Raw genomic sequence first — 17,040 nt, 5'->3', positions numbered from 1 at the left:
CGACGCGCCCATCGGAGTTCCATGTCTGCCCTGACCGAAGACCAAGCCCGCACCTACATGCACAAGCTGCTCGCCGCGATGGCGGCGGCCGGCGGATCCGACCTGTTCGTCGCCAACGACTTCCCGCCCAGCATGAAGGTGGACGGCGGCATGCGGCCGATGACCACGCAGAAGCTGACGGCCGACGTCACGCGCGCGCTGGCCCACGCCATGATGACCGAGCGCCAGCGCGAGGAGTTCGCGAAGGAACTCGAGTGCAACTTCGCGGTGACGATTCCCGGCACCGGGCGCTTCCGCATCAACATCCTGGTGCAGCAGCAGAGCGTGAGCCTGGTCTGCCGCACGATCGCCGCCGAGATCCCGAACTTCGAGAAGCTCAAGCTGCCCGAGGTGCTCAAGGACGTCGTGATGGCCAAGCGCGGCCTGGTGCTGGTCGTCGGGGCGACGGGCTCGGGCAAGTCGACCTCGCTGGCCGCGATGATCGACCACCGCAACCGCACGTCGTCGGGCCACATCATCACGGTCGAAGACCCGGTGGAGTACGTGCACCAGTCGCAGAAGTCGCTCGTCACGCACCGCGAGGTGGGCGTGGACACGCACAGCTGGCACCACGCTCTGAAGAACACGCTGCGCCAGGCGCCCGACGTGATCCTGATCGGCGAGATCCGCGACGCCGAGACCATGGAGCACGCCATCGCCTTCGCCGAGACCGGCCACCTGTGCCTGGGCACGCTGCACGCCAATTCGGCCAGCCAGACCATCGAGCGCGTCATCAACTTCTTCCCCGAGGAACGCCGGGCGCAGCTGCTGATGGACCTGTCGGCCAACCTGCGCGCCATCGTCTCGCAGCGGCTGGTGCGGCGCGAGGACGGCAAGGGCCGCGCGGCGGCCATCGAGATCCTGCTGAACACGCCGACGATCGCCGAGAAGATCTTCACCGGCCACTTCAACGAGATCAAGGACATCATGGCCCGCTCGCGCGAGCTGGGCATGTGCACCTTCGACTGGGCGCTGTTCGAGCTCTACGAGCAGCGCGCGATCGGCTTCGAGGAGGCGATCCGCAACGCCGACTCCGCCAACGAGCTGCGCCTGAACATCAAGCTGCGCAGCAAGCGCGGCGAGCCGTCGGCCTTCTCGGGCGGCGGCGGCGGGCTGTCGCTGGACATGGGTGACGACGAGCCCGAGGCGCCCAAGGTCGATCCGGTGGAAGAGCTGCGGCGCAAGAACGAGGCGCGCCACAAGGTCGAGGACGCCGAGATCGCGCAGATGCGCGAGAAGAAGCGCCTCGCCGAGGTCGCGAGCGCAGGCGGCGGCCAGGGACGCTGATCCGCGAGGCGGCACGCCGCCTGCCCGGCTGCGGCGTGAAGCTTTGCACGAAAGCGGTGCGCGAGCCCGCGCTCGCGTTGCTGCGGCCGCGCGTTTCGTCCGATAGCCTGACGTCGACCCTTCCGCCACCTCCGTGCAAGCGCCCGCCACTCCCTCGCCCGCCGACGCCAACCTGGTGGAGGTGACGCGGGATATCGGCTTCGCGCAATGCGTGCAGGCACTCAAGAGCCTGCTGATGGCCACGCCCATCGGCTGGCTGCTGGTCGCCTGGTTCGGCTGGTCGCGCGCGCCGCACGAGCGCATGCTGTGCTGGCTGGGCGGCTTCTTCTGTGCGTGGCTCGTGTCCATCGTGCTGCTGCGTTCGATGGCGCGCGCGGGCCCGTCGCGCGCGCGCCACCTGCGGCACCTGATGACGATCGCGGTGCTCGACGGCACCTGCTGGGGCGCGGTCGTCTGGCTCGTCGCGGGCTTCAACGCGACGCTCGACCCGTGGCTGGGTGCCGTGCTGTGCGGCGTCGCGGCGATCAACGCGCCCGTCTACATCACCTACTTCCGCGCCTACGCCGCGCTGATGGGCGCGCTGTGGGCCACCGTGATGCTGGCCGCGCTGGCGCGGCCGCCGCACGCGGTGGAGCAGGAGCTGGTGTACGGCCTGACGATCTTCTGCGGCCTGCTGACGTACCACATGCGCTCGATCGCCCAGCGCGTGCTGGACGGCATCGGCCTGCAGCTGAGCAACGCCTCGCTCGCCAGCCAGCTGAGCGCGGCGCTGCAACTGGTGCAGCACGAGGCCGGGACCGACTCGCTGACCGGCCAGCCCAATCGCCGCGCGCTCGACGAATTGCTCAAGCAGCAGGTCAGCGTCTCGCGCTCGACCGGGCGCACGTTCAGCGTGCTGCTGCTGGACATCGACCACTTCAAGCTCGTCAACGACACCCACGGCCACGGCGCGGGCGACGACACGCTGTGCGCCTTCGCGCAGCGCGTGCGCGAGCACCTGCGCCAGGGCGACACCTGCGCGCGCTACGGCGGCGAGGAGTTCGTCGTGGTGCTGCCGGGCACGACGCTGGTGGCGGCACTCGAGGTCGCCGAGCGGCTGCGCCAGGGCGTGGCGGAGGCGTCGCTGATGAGCGTGCCGCTGGTACGCACCACCGTATCCATCGGCGCCGCGCAATACCTGCCGGGCGAGACCGTCGAGCAACTGCTGGCGCGGGCCGACACGGCCGTCTACGCGGCCAAGCGCGGCGGCCGCAACCAGGTGCGCGTGCCCGAAGAGGCCGCGACGGCCTGATCGCTCAGTGGCCGGCGGCGAGCAGCCGCTGCAGCAGCGTGGCGGCCCAGTCGGGGAGGGCGTCGCCGAAGGCCTCGGCCTGCGTGAACTCGTCTTCCCCGATGACCGCGCTGTGCGTCAGCTGGCCCTGGTCGTCGACGGTGAGCGTGAGCCAGCCGAGTTCGGCGGCCTCCCATTCGAACGAGATCGTGCCTTCGGGTTCGACCTGGACGGCGGGTTGGCGCGGCAGCTTCTCGACGAGTTGCAGCAGGCGTTGCGCGGCGTTGATCGTCGGTGGCTTCGGACGTTGCCATCCGCGGGCGGCGATGAGCGGTTCGACGTCCTGCAATGCTGATTCGAGGGCGGGATGCATGGCGTCGATTGTCGCGCCGCGGGCAAGCACCGGCGCCAAAAAACAGAAAGGCCCCGCGGGGCCCTTTCGACGAAGCAGAGGAACAGTCAGCTCGCGGCGAGCATCCGTCCCAAATGGCTGGGGTCAGGTCTTGCCTTTTGCCCAAATGGCTGGGGTCAGGTCTTGCCTTTTGCCCCCAAAGGAACGCGCCAATACGAGGGGCGCGTGCAGTTGAGTGGCACGAAACTCCCGACGCTCGTGTTGCTCTGGAGTTGGTCGCCTGCGTCAAAAGCCAAGCTCGTCCCGGGGGGAGACAGGCAAAAGGCAAGACCTGACCCCAAAGCTCGGGCAAAAGGCAAGACCTGACCCCGGCGCTTCTGACCCCGGCGCTTTAGACCTGACCCCGGCGCTTCCGGGCGCTTTATGGCCCCGGCGCTTTGCCCCCGGCGCCTAGACCCCCATGCTCCGACGCCCGGTGCTCCAAAAAGCAAAAGGGCCCCGCAGGGCCCGTTCGACGAAGCTGGGGAACGATCAGCTCGCAGCGATCATCCGTCCCGGCGCGCGCTGGGATGCGCCCGTCGCCGAGTAGACGGAGGTTTCGGCCATCGGCCGCGGAATCAGGATCTCGAGGTTCTGTTCGACCAGCGACGTCGCACGGATCAGCGCGTCGCGCTGGGCGGCGATCTGGGCGTTGGCCAGCGCGAAGCGGGTGCGCAGCGCCACGGGCATCCTGCCGCCGCGCGCCACCTGGGCGAACTGGGTCATCGCGGCGCGCATCGCGTCGTGCAGCGAGGTCGACGCGGCTTCGACGGCCGCGATGTCGCGCTGGGTCAGCGTCTGGCCGAGCGTGGCGATCGCCTGCTCGACGGCCGACAGCGACGCTTCCAGGGCGGAGGCGTCGCCGGTCTTGGCGTTGGAAGTCGTCACCGGTCAGTCCCGAAACGAATCGACTGCGGTGCGATCAGTGTTGCGGCTGCGAGCGGCCGAGCACTTCCTGGGCGTTGGACAGCAGCTTGTCGGCGATGGCGCCGGGGTTGATGCTGAAGCTGCCGTCGCGGATGGCCTGGGCGATGCGCTCCACCTTGGCCTGGTCGAACGACGGATCTTCGCTGGCGTGGGAAAGCATGGTGGCCTCCGGGGACAGTTCGACCTGCGTGCTCGAGTCGTCGTCCAGCGGCATGCTGACGGACGACGTCGTGCTCTGCTGCGTGGCAGTGCGGCGATCGGTGTCGATGGCGGTCGTCGCGACAGTGCTGGAAATCGTGCCAATTTTCATGATGCTCTCCTGAAGGCGGGGATGAATGCCCTCATGCCCATGCGTTGTGAGACTGTTTCGGCAGTCCCAAATCGAACTTTAGCGATATTTCTCGAAAACTTTCCGGCGGCGACGGTCGAGTTCAAAGTGTCACCTCGACTTGCCCCTGCCCGGTCGGCCGGGCGCTCAACAGGCGCCCCGCTTCCGTGCGGACGTTCACGTTCTGCCCCTCGATGCCGGGGCCGATGGCCTGGCCCTCGGTCTCGACCGACCAGCCCTTGCCGATCGCGGTGACGCGCACCGTCTCGCCCGCCGCGAAGAACTGGCGGGCCTTGAGGTCGGTCTGGCGCAGCGTGGCGCCGGCAGCGACGCCGCGGCCCAGCGTGCGGCCCACGACGAGCAGCGGATCGGGCACGGCGGCGCCGGGGGCGGCGGCGATATCGACCTCGGCCTGCGCGAGCTGGCTGGCGTCGAGCACCGTGCCGGCGGGCAGCGCGGCCTTCAAGACGGTGGCCTGCGCGTAGACGCTGACCTGGATCGGGATCGACACGTTCCACAGCTTGGCGCCCTGCGTGCAGCGCATCCCGATGCGCGTCGCGCCCCAGACGGGCAGGCCGGGCGGCAGGTAGGTGTCGATGTGCTGGCAGGGCGCGAGCTTCAGGCGCGGGTCGAGCTTGCCGACCTTGACCTCCACGCGCAGGCCCTGGCCCTGCTGGGCGGTGGCCGCCGACGCGCCGTTGCGCGCCATCGTCTCCACCTGTTGCAGCAGCGTGTTGTCCGGGGTGTAGCCGGGCTCGTCCTGGGCCAACGCGGGCGCACCGGCGGCCGCGAGCACGGCCAGCGCGGCGAGGCGGCGGGCGGCGAGGGCGGCGGTGGCGGGGAAAGCGTTCACGGGACGGAGCCTGGGGATTTGGGGATGTGGCCACTTTAGAGAACCCGACACGCGCCGGTGGTTCGAATTGAGGGCCGTTCCCCTGCTTTATCGGCCTTCAGTTTCCGGTCTTGACTTCCACAATCGCTCTCCATGGCCGTCGATCCGTCCGGATTTCCCATCTCCAACCCCGGACGGCCGACTGCAGGAACACCGAAGGTGACCCGATGAACCGCATGACCAACTCGCTCGACTTCCAGGCCCAGGCGCTCACGCTGCGGGCGGAGCGTCAGCGCATCATCGCGGGCAACATCGCCAACGCCGACACCCCGGGCTACGTCGCCCGCGACATGGACTTCGCCGCCGCGCTGCGCGAGGCCACCGGCACGCAGGCCGCCGGCTCGACGATGACTGGCATGGGCCAGATGGGCACCTCGTCCGGCCAGATCCCGATCGGCACCGGCTCGACCGCCGAACTGGGCCTGAAATACGCCGCGCCCTCGCAGACCAGCCTCGACAGCAACACCGTCGACATGGACCGCGAACGAGCCAGCTTCGTCGAGAACTCGGTGAAGTACGAGGCCACGCTGCGCTTCATCAACACCGACGTCCGCACGATGCTGGACGCGATGAAGAGCCCGAGCCAAGGGTAAGGAGCTGAGCCATGAGCATGTTCAAGATCTTCGACATTTCGGGGTCCGCGGTCTCGTCGCAGAGCCAGCGCCTGAACACCGTCGCGTCCAACCTGGCCAACGTCGACACCGTCGCCGGCCCGGACGGCAAGGCCTACAAGGCGCGCGAGGTCACGTTCCAGACCGTGCTGATGAACACCGGCGACGGCGCGCCCGGGCAGGGCGTGCGCGTGTCGGGCGTCACCGAGAACCAGGCGCCCGGCCGCAAGGTGCACGACCCGGCCAACCCGAGCGCCGACGCCGACGGCTACGTCACGTACTCCAACGTCAACGCGGTCGACGAGATGGTCAACATGATCTCGGCCTCGCGCTCGTACCAGAACAACATCGAAGTGATGAACACCGCCAAGACGCTGCTGATGAAGACGCTGCAGATGGGCCAGGGCTAAAGGACCACCATGTCGATCTCGGCTGCCAACACCAATCCCGCGCTCAACACGCTCAGCGCGTTCGGCAACTCCGCGGCCACGCCGGCCGCCGGCGCGAAGGGCGCGGCCAAGGCCGCCGCCGCGGGCGCGGACGCGTCCAAGCTCGGCGCGACGCAGTCGGCGCAGGAGCAGTCCGACCGCTTCCTGAAGCTGCTGGTGGCGCAGATGTCCAACCAGGATCCGCTCAACCCGATGGACTCGGCGCAGGTCACCAGCCAGATGGCGCAGATCTCCACCGTGCAGGGCGTGCAGACGCTCAACAAGACGGTCAGCGGCCTCGACAGCCAGTTCACGCAGCTGCAGACGATGCAGGGCGCCGCGCTCGTCGGCCACGACGTGGCCACCGACGGCAACAGCCTGCGCGTCGACGCCGACACCCACAAGGGCGAGGGCGGATTCCAGATCGACAGCCCGGCCACCAGCGTCAACGTCGACATCCTCGACCCGGCCGGCGCGACGGTGGGCACCGTCAAGCTCGGTCCGCAGGAGGCGGGCAGCCACCCGTTCGACTTCGACGTGCCCGCCACGGCGCAGGGCAAGGCGCTGACCTTCCGCGTCAGCGCGATGAACAACGACGCCAAGCTCGATTCGAAGTCCTTCGCCTTCAATAGCATCAATGCGGTCAGCAGCACCAACGGCAAGCTCGCCGTGGAGCTCGACGACGGCCGCCGCGTCGACTACGCCGACGTCCGCGCCTTCTACTGATCAACCGCTTCAGATTTTTCCAGGAGACACCCCATGGGATTCCAGCAAGGCCTGTCCGGCTTGAGCGCCGCTTCGAAGAACCTCGAAGTGATCGGCAACAACGTCGCCAACTCCAACACCTACGGCGAGAAGTCGTCGCGCGCCGAGTTCGCCGACATGTACGCCGCGGCGATGACGGGTTCGGCCGCCAACAACACGCAGGCCGGCATCGGCGTGCAGGTGGCGACGGTGTCGCAGCAGTTCAACCAGGGCAACATCACGCCCACGGGCAACCCGCTGGATCTCGCGATCAACGGCAACGGCTTCTTCCAGACGCAGGATCCGTCCAACCAGATCCAGTACACGCGCAACGGCCAGTTCAAGGTCAGCAACACCGGCAACATCGTCAACGACCAGGGCAACAAGCTGCTGGGCTATCCGGCCGACGCGTCGGGTGCCATCGTGCAGGGCGCGGCCCAGCCGCTGCAGCTGCCCACCGGCGGCATCGACCCGCAGCAGACGACCAAGAGCACGATGGAGTTCAACCTCGACGCCCGCGCCGCGGTGACGACGCCCACCTCGGGTCCGACGATCGACTTCACCAACCAGAAGACGTACAACAACGCCACCTCGGTGACGATGTTCGACGCCAAGGGCCAGGACGTCGCGGTCAGCTACTACTTCCAGAAGACCGGCACCGACACCTTCGACGTCTACGCCACCGCCAACGGCACCACCGTGAACGGCGCGCCCGGCGCGCCGTCGCCGGTCGCGTCGCTGCAGTTCTCGTCGGACGGCAGCTCGCTGATCTCGCCCACCGGGCCGATCACGATCGACATCCCCGCGTCGACCAACGCCGAAGGCGCCGCCACGCTGCCCATCAGCGGCATCGCGCTGGACGTCTCGGGCGCGACCGAATTCGGCTCCAACTTCGGCGTCACCAACATGACGCAGGACGGCTACACCGCCGGCCAGCTCACCGGCGTCTCGGTGGACAACAGCGGCAAGCTGATCGCCCAGTACTCGAACGGCCAGACCAAGGCCGCCGGCCAGCTCGAGCTGGCCAACTTCCGCAACCCGCAGGGCCTGACGCCTCTGGGCGGCAACGGCTGGAAGCAGACGGCGGCCTCGGGCGGCCCGACGGTGGGCGTCGCCGGCGACGGCAACCTCGGCGTGCTGAATTCGGGCTCGCTGGAGGAATCCAACGTCGACCTGACCGCGGAGCTGGTGTCGATGATCACTGCGCAGCGCGACTACCAGGCCAACGCCCAGACCATCAAGACGATGGACCAGGCGATGCAGACCCTGGTCAACCTCCGCTGACAGCCTGAACTGAAGGGAGCGAAGCATGGATCGGATGATCTACCTGTCGATGTCGGGCGCCAAGGCGGCCCTGCAGCGCCAGGACTCGCTCGCCAACAACCTCGCCAACGTCTCGACCAACGGCTTCCGCGCCGAGCTCACCGCGTTCCGCGCGGTGCCGATCCGAGGCGACGGCGCGTCCACGCGCGTGTTCTCGCTGGAGACGACGCCGGGCTACAACGACGAGCAGGGCGCGATCAACGCGACCGGGCGCAACCTCGACGTGGCGATGACCGGCAAGTCCTGGCTCGCCGTGCAGGGCCTGGACGGCACCGAGGCCTACACGCGCGCCGGAGCGCTGGACGTCAACGCCGAGGGCGTGCTCGTCACGCGCGACGGCCTGCAGGTCAACGGCGACGGCGGCCCGATCACGGTGCCGCAGAACGCGTCCATCGACATCGGCGACGACGGCACGATCACCGCCAAGGTCGGCAACCAGAAGCCGCAGCAGATCGGCAAGCTGAAGATGGTCACGCCCGACGTGCCCATGACGCGCGGCACCGACGGCCTGTTCCGCGCCGATTCCGGCGATCTCGCGGCCGACCCGCAGGCCAAGCTGCAGTCCGGCGCGCTCGAGGGCTCCAACGTGAGCCCGGTGGCGACGATGGTCGGCATGATCGCGGCCGCGCGGCAGTTCGAGCACCAGATGAAGATGCTGGAGAACGCCGAGAAGCAGGATCAGCAGGCGTCGAAGCTGCTCAGCGAGAACTAGTCCTTTTGATGGCTGGCCAGGCCGACCCGGACGGGGTCGACCAGGGCGGGGTCAGGTCTTGCCTTTTGCCCGGGCGGCGGGGTCAGGTCTTGCCTTTTGCCTGCTTTCGCACGAGCGAAACCACCTGTCGAATTCGAGATTCAGCGGCCGCGGCATGGGTAAGCAGGATTCGATGCGATGCCGTTGCACCCGGCGAAACAGGCAAAAGGCAAGACCTGACCCCCTCCAAAAGGCAAAAGGCAAGACCTGACCCCAACGGGGAATGGCGACCGCCGGGTCGGATAAGCCAGGGCTAACCGGGCCTTATCCGGCGCATCCCACCCTCAAGTTTTCGGGAAGATGGCGTATCACTCGAACGAAAGTTCAACGTCATGCTTCGCTCACTGTGGATCTCGAAGACCGGCATGGAGGCTCAGCAGCTCCAGCTGGACAACATCTCGCACAACCTCGCCAACGTGGCCACCAACGGCTACAAGAAGAGCCATGCGCAGTTCGAGGACCTGATCTACCAGAACCTGCGCCAGTCCGGCTCGGCGACGTCCGACCAGACGCAGCTGCCCAGCGGCCTGCAGGTCGGCCTGGGCGTGCGTCCGGTGGCCACCGCGCGCGACTTCACGCAGGGCTCGCTGCAGCAGACGGGCAACACGCTGGACGTGGCGATCAGCGGCAACGGCTTCCTGCAGGTGACGATGCCCGACGGCACCACCGGCTACACGCGCGACGGCTCGCTCAAGCTCGACGCGCAGGGCCAGGTCGTCAACAACGAGGGCTACGTCGTGCAGCCCGGCATCACGATCCCGCCGAACGCGCAGAGCATCTCGATCGGCGCCGACGGCACCGTCAGCGTCACGGTGCCCGGCACCGCCACGCCCAGCACCGTGGGCCAGCTGCAGCTCGCCAACTTCGCCAACCCGGGCGGCCTCGATCCCAAGGGCGGCAACATCTACGCCGAGACGGCCGCGTCCGGCTCGCCGAGCGCCGCCGCGCCGGGCACCAACGGCCTGGGCCGCCTGCAGCAGGGCTTCGTCGAGACCAGCAACGTCAACGTCGTCGAGGAGCTCGTCGCGATGATCTCGACGCAGCGCGCCTACGAGCTCAACTCGAAGGCGATCCAGACCTCCGACCAGATGCTGCAACGCCTGGGCCAGCTGTGATGTTCGACTCGTCCGCCAACCATCGCCACCTGCGCCATCGCGGCGTGCATCCGCGCCACGTGGTCTCCGACCGCACGGCGCTGCGCGTGGGCATCTTCGCGATCATCGTCGTCATCGTCACGGCGCTGTTCACGACGTCGGCGAACGCCACGCGCATCAAGGAAGTCGCCGCCGTGCAAGGCGTGCGGTCCAACCAACTGGTGGGCTACGGCCTGGTGATCGGCCTGGACGGCACGGGCGACCAGACCACGCAGGCGCCGTTCACCACGCAGGGCCTGCAGTCGATGCTGCAGCAGCTGGGCGTGACGCTGCCCGCGGGCACGTCGATGCAGCTGAAGAACGTCGCCGCGGTGATCGTCACCGCCTCGCTGCCGGCGTTCGCGCAGCCGGGCCAGAACATCGACGTCGACGTCTCGTCCGTCGCCAACGCCAAGAGCCTGCGCGGCGGCACGCTCGTGGCCACGCCGCTCAAGGGCGCCGACGGCCAGGTCTACGCGATCGCGCAGGGCAACCTGATCGTCGGCGGCGCCGGCGCCGCGGCGGGCGGCTCCAAGGTCACGATCAACCACCTCAGCGCCGGCCGCATCCCCGAAGGGGCGTCGGTCGAACGCGCGGTGCCCACGCCGCTGTCGCAGGGCGACTCGCTGGAGCTGGACCTCAACTCGGCCGACTACGCCACCGCCCGCGCGGTCGCCAACGCGATCAACGCCAACAAGGGCGCCGGCATCGCGCGCGCGCTCGACGGCCGCGTCATCAAGGTGCGGGCACCGACCGATTCCGACGCCCGCGTCAGCTTCCTGGCCGACCTCGAGAACCTCGACATCAGCCTCGCCGCGCCGGCCGCCAAGATCGTGATGAACGCGCGAACCGGCTCCATCGTGATGAACCAGGCGGTCACGCTCGCGCCGTGCGCGGTGGCCCACGGCAGCCTGTCGGTGACGATCAACTCCAACCCGCAGGTGAGCCAGCCCGCGCCGAACTCCGGTGGCCAGACGGTGGTGACCGACAAGACCGACATCGCGATCTCGTCGCAGCCCGGCTCGCTGGTCAACATGCCCGCGGGCACCAAGCTGGCGGACGTCGTCAAGGCGCTCAACGCGCTCGGCGCCACGCCGCAGGACCTGCTCGCGATCCTGCAGGCGATGAAGTCCTCCGGCGCGCTGACCGCCGAGATCGAGGTGATCTGAGCATGGCCAGCACGCCCATCTCCTCGTCGATCGCGGGCGCGCCGACGCAGTCGCTGAACCTCGCCGGCGGCCTCGAGAACCTGCGCATCAAGGCGGACAAGGATCCGAAGAGCGCCGTCCGCGAGGCGGCCAAGCAGTTCGAGCAGATGTTCACGCAGCAGCTGCTCAAGCAGATGCGCGACTCCACCATGAACTCCGACATGATGGAGAACGAGGGCACGAAGATGGGCACCGAGATGCTCGACTCGCAGTGGGCCTCGAAGATGTCGGGCCTGCCGGGCGGGCTGTCGGACGTCATCGCGCGCCAGCTCGAGCGCCAGATGGGCATCGCGCAGGGCGTCACCGCCAAGCCCGCGACGGCCAACCCGATGCCGGTCGATCCGCTGCACGCCGACGCGCCGGTCGCGCTGCCGCAGAAGGCCGCCGCGGCCTTCATCACGGCGCATACCGATGCCGCCGCCGCCGCCGAGAAGGAAACGGGCATCCCGGCGAAATTCATGATCGCGCAGGCCGCGCACGAGACGGGCTGGGGCCGCAAGGAGATCAAGAACGCCGACGGTTCCAACTCGTACAACCTGTTCGGGATGAAGGCCGGCCCGAACTGGAAGGGCGCGACCACCGACATCACGACCACCGAGTACATCGGCGGCCATGCCCGCAAGGTCACGCAGACCTTCCGCGCCTATTCGAGCTTCGCCGAGTCCTTCGCCGACTACGCGTCGACGATGAAGAACAGCCCGCGCTACGCCGCGGTGGTGGCCTCGGGCGCCGACGCCAACGGCTTCGCCAAGGGCCTGCAGAAGGCCGGCTACGCGACCGATCCGTCGTACGCGCAGAAGCTGGCCAAGATGATCCACATGACCGAGCGCGTCCAGCAGACGCTCGCCTGATCCAGAGACAGACTGACACTGGGCCTATCGTGTTTTCGACCGAATTCTTCCGAACTGAAAGGAGCGCCTCATGAGCTCGTCGGCATTGATGTCGATCGGCACGCGCGCGATGTTCGCGAACTACGCGTCGATGCAGACGACCGGCCACAACATCGCCAACGCGCAGACGCCGGGTTACTCGCGCCAGACCGTGGAGCTGCAGACCTCCGGCGGCCAGCAGACCGGCGCCGGCTTCTTCGGCAAGGGTGTCGACGTCGTCACCGTGCAGCGCGCGAGCGACGCGTTCCTGACCACGCAATCGCAGGTCGCCAGCTCGATGGCCGCGATGGACAGCACGCGCTCGGCCAACCTGCAGCAGCTCGAGACCGTGTTCCCGCCGGGCGACAACGGCATGGGCGCCTCGGTCGGCAACTTCATGAACGCGTTCGTCGATCTCGCCAACAGCCCGGCCGACTCGTCGGCGCGCCAGGTGATCCTGTCCGACGCCGCCGAGGTGGCCGACCGCTTCGCCACCGCCGGCGGCCAGCTGGATCGGCTCCAGAACGGCGTCACGTCCGACCTGAAGAACTCTGTCGCGCAGGTCAACCAGATGGCGGCGCAGGTCGCCAAGCTCAATGGCGACATCGCGGCCCTGCGCGGCACGTCGTCGGCGCCGAACGACCTGCTCGACCAGCGCGACCAGCTGGTCAAGCAGATCGGCAACCTGGTCAAGGTGTCCACGGTGCAGGCCGACGACGGCACGATGGGCGTGTTCATCGCCGGCGGCCAGCGCCTCGTGCTGGGCGCCGAGGCGCAGCAGCTCGCCGTGACGCCCGATCCGGCCAACACGGGGCGTTCGACGATCTCGATCAGCGACAGCGGCATCACGCACGAGCTGTCCACCGACCTGCTCGTGGGCGGCTCGATCAGCGGGCTGATGAAGTACCAGAACGAGGACCTCGTCGCGGCGCGCAACCAGCTGGGGCAGATGGCGGCGGCGGTGTCGGCGCGCGTCAACCAGGTGCAGGCCGCGGGCATCGACATGAGCTCGCCCGCGGGCTCCGGCAACCCGGTCTTCGCCGTCGGCGGCCCGATCGCGATCCCCAACGTGCACAACGCGCGCGACGCCTCCGGCGGCTTCGCGGCCAGCGTCTCGATGACGGTGACCGACGGCTCGCAGCTCAAGGCCAGCGACTACACGCTCGCGGCCGATCCCGCGACGCCCGGCAACTTCGTCGTCACGCGCCAGTCCGACGGCGTGAAGTTCTCGATGGCGCCCGACGGCGCCGGCGGCTTCGGGTTCACGCGGCAGTCCGACGGCGCCGCGATGGGCAGCAGCATGGACGGCTTCCAGATCACGTTCAGCGGCACCCCGGCGGCCAACGACAGCTTCGAGCTCGAGCCCGTCGGCCGCGCCGCGGTGAGCATGCAGCGCGTGCTGGACGATCCCGCCGGACTCGCCGCCGCCGCGCCGCAGACGGCCGTGATGGGCGTGGCCAACAAGGGCACCGCGACCGTGTCCGGCCTGACGGTCGTCGACCCCAGCAGCGACCCGACGCTGACCACCTCGATCAACTTCACCGATGCCGCCGGCGGCTACTCGTACACGCTGACCGACGCCAGCGGCGCCGTCACGTCCTCGGGCACCGGCACCTGGACGCCGGGCCAGCCGATCGCGCTGAACGGCTACCAGCTGAGCCTCAACGGCGTGCCGGCCAACGGCGACACGCTCACCGTCACGAAGACCGCGCACCCCGAGAGCAACAACGGCAACGCGCTCGCGATGGTAGGCCTGCGCGACGAGGCCTTCGTCGGCCGCGACAAGCAGATCGACGGCTCGCTGCAGGACGGCGAGACCGCCACCGACGCCTACGCGAGCGTGCTCGCCAACGTGGGCGTGCGCGTGCAGAGCGCGAAGACGGCGTCGACGATCTCGCAGGCCACGTCCGACCAGGCCGCCGACGCGGTCGCCGACAAGAGCGGCGTCAACCTCGACGAGGAAGCCGGCCGCCTGATCCAGTTCCAGCAGGGCTACCAGGCCGCGGCCAAGGTGCTGCAGGTGGCGCAGGCCATCTTCGACACGCTGCTGCAGATGGCGTCCCACTAAAGAACCTGCGAACGAATCCGCCATGCCCGCTCGTGCCGCCCAAAGACGCCCACTCGTCGTTGCAAATGCTCGCCGTAAGCACCGCTACGGCTCGCATTTGCGCCTAGATTGGACGCCTTTGGACGACCGGCTCGGGCACGCCGGATTCATTCACAGGTTCTGAGGCCACCACGATGTCCGTAAATCGCATCTCGACCTCGAACGCCTACGACGGCGCACTCAGCAACCTGATGTCGCGCCAGGACCACCTGACGGAGACGCAGGAGCAGATGACCAGCGGCAAGCGCGTCATCAAGGCGAGCGACGACCCGACCGCGGCCGCGCGCGCGGAGCGCGCCCGCGCGCTCGAGGAGCGCACCACGTCCAGCCAGAAGGCCGTCGACGCGAGCAGCAACGCGATGACGCTGACCGAAAGCGCGCTGGGCGACGCCGGCGAGCTGCTGCAGCAGGCGCGCGAGCTGCTTGTGAGCGCCGGCGACGCGAGCTACAGCGACGCCGAGCGCGCGTCCAAGGCCAATGCGATCGCCGCGATCCGCTCGCAGCTGCTGGCGGTGGCCAACCGGCCCGACGGCCAGGGCGGCTTCGTGTTCTCCGGCCAGGGCTCGGGCGGCGCGCCGTTCATCGACAAGCCGGGCGGCGTCGTGTTCCAGGGCGTCGGCGGCGAGGTCAACGTGGCCACCGACGAGCCGCTGCCGCTGACGCTGGACGGCGGCGACATCTGGCTGTCGGCCAACACCGGCAACGGCGTGTTCGTGACGAAGAACACCAACTCCAGCAACGCCTGGATCGACGCCGGCCGCGTCACCTCGCCCGACCAGATCACGAGCTCGACCTACGACATCCAGTTCGCCGTCTCGGGCGGCACGACCACCTACTCGGTGCTCAAGGACGGCAACCCCGTCTCGACCGGCAACGCGTTCACGAGCGGGCAGGAGATCAGCGTCGACGGCATGTCGTTCGCGATCAGCGGCGCGCCGGCCAACGGCGATGACTTCCAGACGACGCCGTCGACCCGGTCGCTGTCGGTGTTCGACTCGCTGGACTATGCGGTGGCGCAGCTGTCCAAGCCGGGCCAGGGCGGCCCCAAGGTGCAACAAGCCGTACAGGACAGCATCCGCAACATCGACCAGGTCAACAGCCAGATCTCCTCGGCGCGCGCCTTCGCCGGCACGACGCTGCAACGCCTGGACGGCGTCAAGGGACGGCTCGACGCGACGGAACTTTCCGCTCAAACTGACCGCTCGAGTGCCGAAGACCTCGACATGGTGAAGGCCCTGTCGAGCTTCAACCAGCAGCAGACGGGCTACCAGGCGGCGCTCCAGAGCTATGCCACGATCCAGAAGCTGTCGCTGTTCCAGTATCTGAACGCCTAGACGTGTCGAGGCAGGCGGATGCGGGAGCGGCGTGCCGGCCATTCCAATAAAACCGTTCTCCGAGGTTCAAGCATGTCCCTAGACCACCCCGTTCTCGACCAGGTCGTGCTCGGCGCGAGCTCGCTGTTCGACGCGAAGCGCGCGCCGGTCGCCGCCCACATGACGGTGTTCCCGCAGCGCCCCGACGCGGCGATCGACGCCGCCGGCCTGCTCCAGGTCATCGACGTGATCGCCCCGCCCGAAGGCGGCCCGCTGATGCTCAGCGTGGCCAACGAGGCGGGCCTGCGCGCGGTGCTGCACGCGCCGATGGCGCCGCACCTGATGATCGAGGTGCCGGGCTTCATGCTGTCCGATCCCGAGCTCGCCACGACGTTGCAGGAGCGCGTCGCCACCGGCCTGTCGCTGGTGCTGGGCGGACGCGTTCCCGACAGCGCGCCGCAGCACCTGTGGCAGCTGTTCCGCGCCGTCACCGTCGACCGCGCCAACATCCGCAACCCGCTGCCCGCGGGCCTGGGCGGCAAGCCGCTGCTGCGCTACTTCGTCGGTGCCGACGGCCCGGCGATGTCGGCCGGCGCGCTCAAGGCCGGGTTCTCGGCCGTCGTCGGCTGGCCGGTCGGCGATGCGCCGGGAGCAGACTCCAAGGCCAAGCCGATCCCCGCCGGCGTCACCACCGTCGTCGACCTGATGCAGCGCGTCGACCGGCAGGAGCCGGCCGAGAAGCTGGAGGCCGTCGTCAAGAACGATCCGACGCTGGCGTTCCGGCTGATGCGCTATCTCAACTCGCCGGGCTTCGGGCTGTCGGTGGAGATCTCGTCGTTCCGCCATGCGCTGATGATCCTGGGTTACCAGCGTCTCAAGCGCTGGCTCGCGCTGCTGGTCACGAGCGCCATCGACGATCCCGACCTGAAGCCGCTGATGCAGCTCGCGGTGCGCCGCGGCCTGCTGATGGAGGAGATCGCGCGCCCCAGTGGCGACGACGCGCTGCGCAACGAGCTGTTCATCTGCGGCGTGTTCTCCACGCTCGACCGCATGATCGGCCAGCCGTTCGAGCAGCTGCTGAAGACGATCCCCGTGCAGGAGAGCGTGGCCGGCGCGCTGGCGCACGACACCGGCCCGTGCGCGCCGTTCCTGGCGCTGGCGCGCGCGGTCGAGACGGAATCGGCCTACGACATCCGCGAATGCGCCGGCGCGCTGATGCTGTCGGTGGGCGACGTCAACCGGGCGCTGGCCAAGTCGCTGGTGCACGCGCACTCGCTCACCAAGGGCTGACGGCCGCCCCGAACCTGAGCGCTGGCTGTTGCCGGCGCGTAGCGCGATTGCGTCGGTCCAGAAATATTTCTCGGATCGGGGACGAGCCGTTCGCTCGACGGTCGCGACTGCATGGAAAATCCCGAGCTG

General features: G+C 68.7%; 17 protein-coding genes. 13 read left to right on the top strand and 4 right to left on the bottom strand.

Going from position 1 to position 17,040, the window contains the following annotated elements:
* Positions 1–21: 21 nt before the first annotated feature.
* On the top strand, positions 22–1,326 hold the full coding sequence (locus tag LPC04_RS02675; RefSeq protein WP_275680635.1) for a PilT/PilU family type 4a pilus ATPase: 1,305 nt from the start codon (positions 22–24) through the stop codon (positions 1,324–1,326).
* A gap of 133 nt (positions 1,327–1,459) precedes the next feature.
* Positions 1,460–2,617, top strand: coding sequence for a GGDEF domain-containing protein (locus tag LPC04_RS02670; protein WP_275680634.1), 1,158 nt, complete (start codon positions 1,460–1,462; stop codon positions 2,615–2,617).
* A 4-nt stretch (positions 2,618–2,621) separates the two neighbouring features.
* Here the strand turns inward: LPC04_RS02670 and LPC04_RS02665 are convergent, their stop codons facing one another.
* From LPC04_RS02665 to flgA, 4 genes are all read right to left on the bottom strand, one after another.
* Positions 2,622–2,969, bottom strand: a complete 348-nt coding sequence (locus LPC04_RS02665) for a hypothetical protein (protein WP_275680633.1) — start codon at positions 2,967–2,969, stop codon at positions 2,622–2,624.
* 510 nt (positions 2,970–3,479) lie between these two features.
* Positions 3,480–3,875 carry a hypothetical protein gene (locus LPC04_RS02660; protein WP_275680632.1) on the bottom strand — a complete coding sequence of 132 codons (396 nt, stop codon included), beginning with the start codon at positions 3,873–3,875 and terminating at the stop codon, positions 3,480–3,482.
* Between the two features lie 34 nt (positions 3,876–3,909).
* Positions 3,910–4,224, bottom strand: a complete 315-nt coding sequence (flgM, locus tag LPC04_RS02655) for a flagellar biosynthesis anti-sigma factor FlgM (RefSeq protein WP_275680631.1) — start codon at positions 4,222–4,224, stop codon at positions 3,910–3,912.
* Between the two features lie 121 nt (positions 4,225–4,345).
* Positions 4,346–5,095 carry a flagellar basal body P-ring formation chaperone FlgA gene (flgA, locus tag LPC04_RS02650; RefSeq protein ID WP_275680630.1) on the bottom strand — a complete coding sequence of 250 codons (750 nt, stop codon included), beginning with the start codon at positions 5,093–5,095 and terminating at the stop codon, positions 4,346–4,348.
* A gap of 206 nt (positions 5,096–5,301) precedes the next feature.
* On the opposite strand from flgA, the gene flgB reads away from it, so the two are divergent.
* The 11 genes from flgB (at position 5,302) to LPC04_RS02595 (ending at position 16,911) form a co-directional block, all read left to right on the top strand.
* The gene (gene flgB / locus LPC04_RS02645; RefSeq protein WP_275680629.1) at positions 5,302–5,727 is read left to right on the top strand and encodes a flagellar basal body rod protein FlgB; all 426 of its coding nucleotides are present in this window, start codon (positions 5,302–5,304) and stop codon (positions 5,725–5,727) included.
* Between the two features lie 11 nt (positions 5,728–5,738).
* On the top strand, positions 5,739–6,155 hold the full coding sequence (gene flgC, locus LPC04_RS02640; protein ID WP_275680628.1) for a flagellar basal body rod protein FlgC: 417 nt from the start codon (positions 5,739–5,741) through the stop codon (positions 6,153–6,155).
* A 9-nt stretch (positions 6,156–6,164) separates the two neighbouring features.
* The gene (locus LPC04_RS02635) at positions 6,165–6,899 is read left to right on the top strand and encodes a flagellar hook assembly protein FlgD (protein WP_275680627.1); all 735 of its coding nucleotides are present in this window, start codon (positions 6,165–6,167) and stop codon (positions 6,897–6,899) included.
* A gap of 33 nt (positions 6,900–6,932) precedes the next feature.
* Positions 6,933–8,201, top strand: a complete 1,269-nt coding sequence (flgE, locus tag LPC04_RS02630; protein ID WP_275680626.1) for a flagellar hook protein FlgE — start codon at positions 6,933–6,935, stop codon at positions 8,199–8,201.
* A gap of 25 nt (positions 8,202–8,226) precedes the next feature.
* Positions 8,227–8,952 carry a flagellar basal-body rod protein FlgF gene (gene flgF / locus LPC04_RS02625; protein ID WP_275680625.1) on the top strand — a complete coding sequence of 242 codons (726 nt, stop codon included), beginning with the start codon at positions 8,227–8,229 and terminating at the stop codon, positions 8,950–8,952.
* 371 nt (positions 8,953–9,323) lie between these two features.
* Positions 9,324–10,106 (top strand): flagellar basal-body rod protein FlgG, encoded by a 783-nt coding sequence (gene flgG, locus LPC04_RS02620; protein ID WP_275680624.1) that lies wholly within the window; start codon positions 9,324–9,326, stop codon positions 10,104–10,106.
* Positions 10,106–11,293 carry a flagellar basal body P-ring protein FlgI gene (locus LPC04_RS02615; RefSeq protein WP_275680623.1) on the top strand — a complete coding sequence of 396 codons (1,188 nt, stop codon included), beginning with the start codon at positions 10,106–10,108 and terminating at the stop codon, positions 11,291–11,293. The genes flgG and LPC04_RS02615 overlap by 1 nt, the downstream gene beginning before the upstream one ends.
* Before the next feature lie 2 nt (positions 11,294–11,295).
* A complete protein-coding gene (gene flgJ, locus LPC04_RS02610) occupies positions 11,296–12,183 on the top strand; it encodes a flagellar assembly peptidoglycan hydrolase FlgJ (protein ID WP_275680622.1) in 888 nt (295 codons plus the stop codon).
* A gap of 70 nt (positions 12,184–12,253) precedes the next feature.
* The gene (gene flgK / locus LPC04_RS02605) at positions 12,254–14,269 is read left to right on the top strand and encodes a flagellar hook-associated protein FlgK (protein WP_275680621.1); all 2,016 of its coding nucleotides are present in this window, start codon (positions 12,254–12,256) and stop codon (positions 14,267–14,269) included.
* Between the two features lie 173 nt (positions 14,270–14,442).
* Entirely contained in the window at positions 14,443–15,642 is a 1,200-nt protein-coding gene (flgL, locus tag LPC04_RS02600; protein ID WP_275680620.1) for a flagellar hook-associated protein FlgL, read from the top strand.
* A 72-nt stretch (positions 15,643–15,714) separates the two neighbouring features.
* On the top strand, positions 15,715–16,911 hold the full coding sequence (locus tag LPC04_RS02595; protein ID WP_275680619.1) for an EAL and HDOD domain-containing protein: 1,197 nt from the start codon (positions 15,715–15,717) through the stop codon (positions 16,909–16,911).
* Positions 16,912–17,040: the final 129 nt, after the last annotated feature.

Origin of the sequence: Scleromatobacter humisilvae (assembly GCF_023231945.1) — a bacterium.
Lineage (GTDB): Bacteria > Pseudomonadota > Gammaproteobacteria > Burkholderiales > Burkholderiaceae_C > Scleromatobacter > Scleromatobacter humisilvae.
This window is presented reverse-complemented; position numbering and strand designations above follow the sequence as displayed.

Bases quoted from the DNA above. Each gene is read 5' to 3' on its own strand.
- LPC04_RS02675 (WP_275680635.1), top strand. From the start codon at position 22: ATGTCTGCCCTGACCGAAGACCAAGCCCGCACCTACATGCACAAGCTG.
- LPC04_RS02665 (WP_275680633.1), bottom strand. From the start codon at position 2,969: ATGCATCCCGCCCTCGAATCAGCATTGCAGGACGTCGAACCGCTCATC.
- flgM (WP_275680631.1), bottom strand. From the start codon at position 4,224: ATGAAAATTGGCACGATTTCCAGCACTGTCGCGACGACCGCCATCGAC.
- flgB (WP_275680629.1), top strand. From the start codon at position 5,302: ATGAACCGCATGACCAACTCGCTCGACTTCCAGGCCCAGGCGCTCACG.
- flgC (WP_275680628.1), top strand. From the start codon at position 5,739: ATGAGCATGTTCAAGATCTTCGACATTTCGGGGTCCGCGGTCTCGTCG.
- LPC04_RS02635 (WP_275680627.1), top strand. From the start codon at position 6,165: ATGTCGATCTCGGCTGCCAACACCAATCCCGCGCTCAACACGCTCAGC.
- flgE (WP_275680626.1), top strand. From the start codon at position 6,933: ATGGGATTCCAGCAAGGCCTGTCCGGCTTGAGCGCCGCTTCGAAGAAC.
- flgF (WP_275680625.1), top strand. From the start codon at position 8,227: ATGGATCGGATGATCTACCTGTCGATGTCGGGCGCCAAGGCGGCCCTG.
- flgG (WP_275680624.1), top strand. From the start codon at position 9,324: ATGCTTCGCTCACTGTGGATCTCGAAGACCGGCATGGAGGCTCAGCAG.
- LPC04_RS02615 (WP_275680623.1), top strand. From the start codon at position 10,106: ATGTTCGACTCGTCCGCCAACCATCGCCACCTGCGCCATCGCGGCGTG.
- flgJ (WP_275680622.1), top strand. From the start codon at position 11,296: ATGGCCAGCACGCCCATCTCCTCGTCGATCGCGGGCGCGCCGACGCAG.
- flgK (WP_275680621.1), top strand. From the start codon at position 12,254: ATGAGCTCGTCGGCATTGATGTCGATCGGCACGCGCGCGATGTTCGCG.
- flgL (WP_275680620.1), top strand. From the start codon at position 14,443: ATGTCCGTAAATCGCATCTCGACCTCGAACGCCTACGACGGCGCACTC.
- LPC04_RS02595 (WP_275680619.1), top strand. From the start codon at position 15,715: ATGTCCCTAGACCACCCCGTTCTCGACCAGGTCGTGCTCGGCGCGAGC.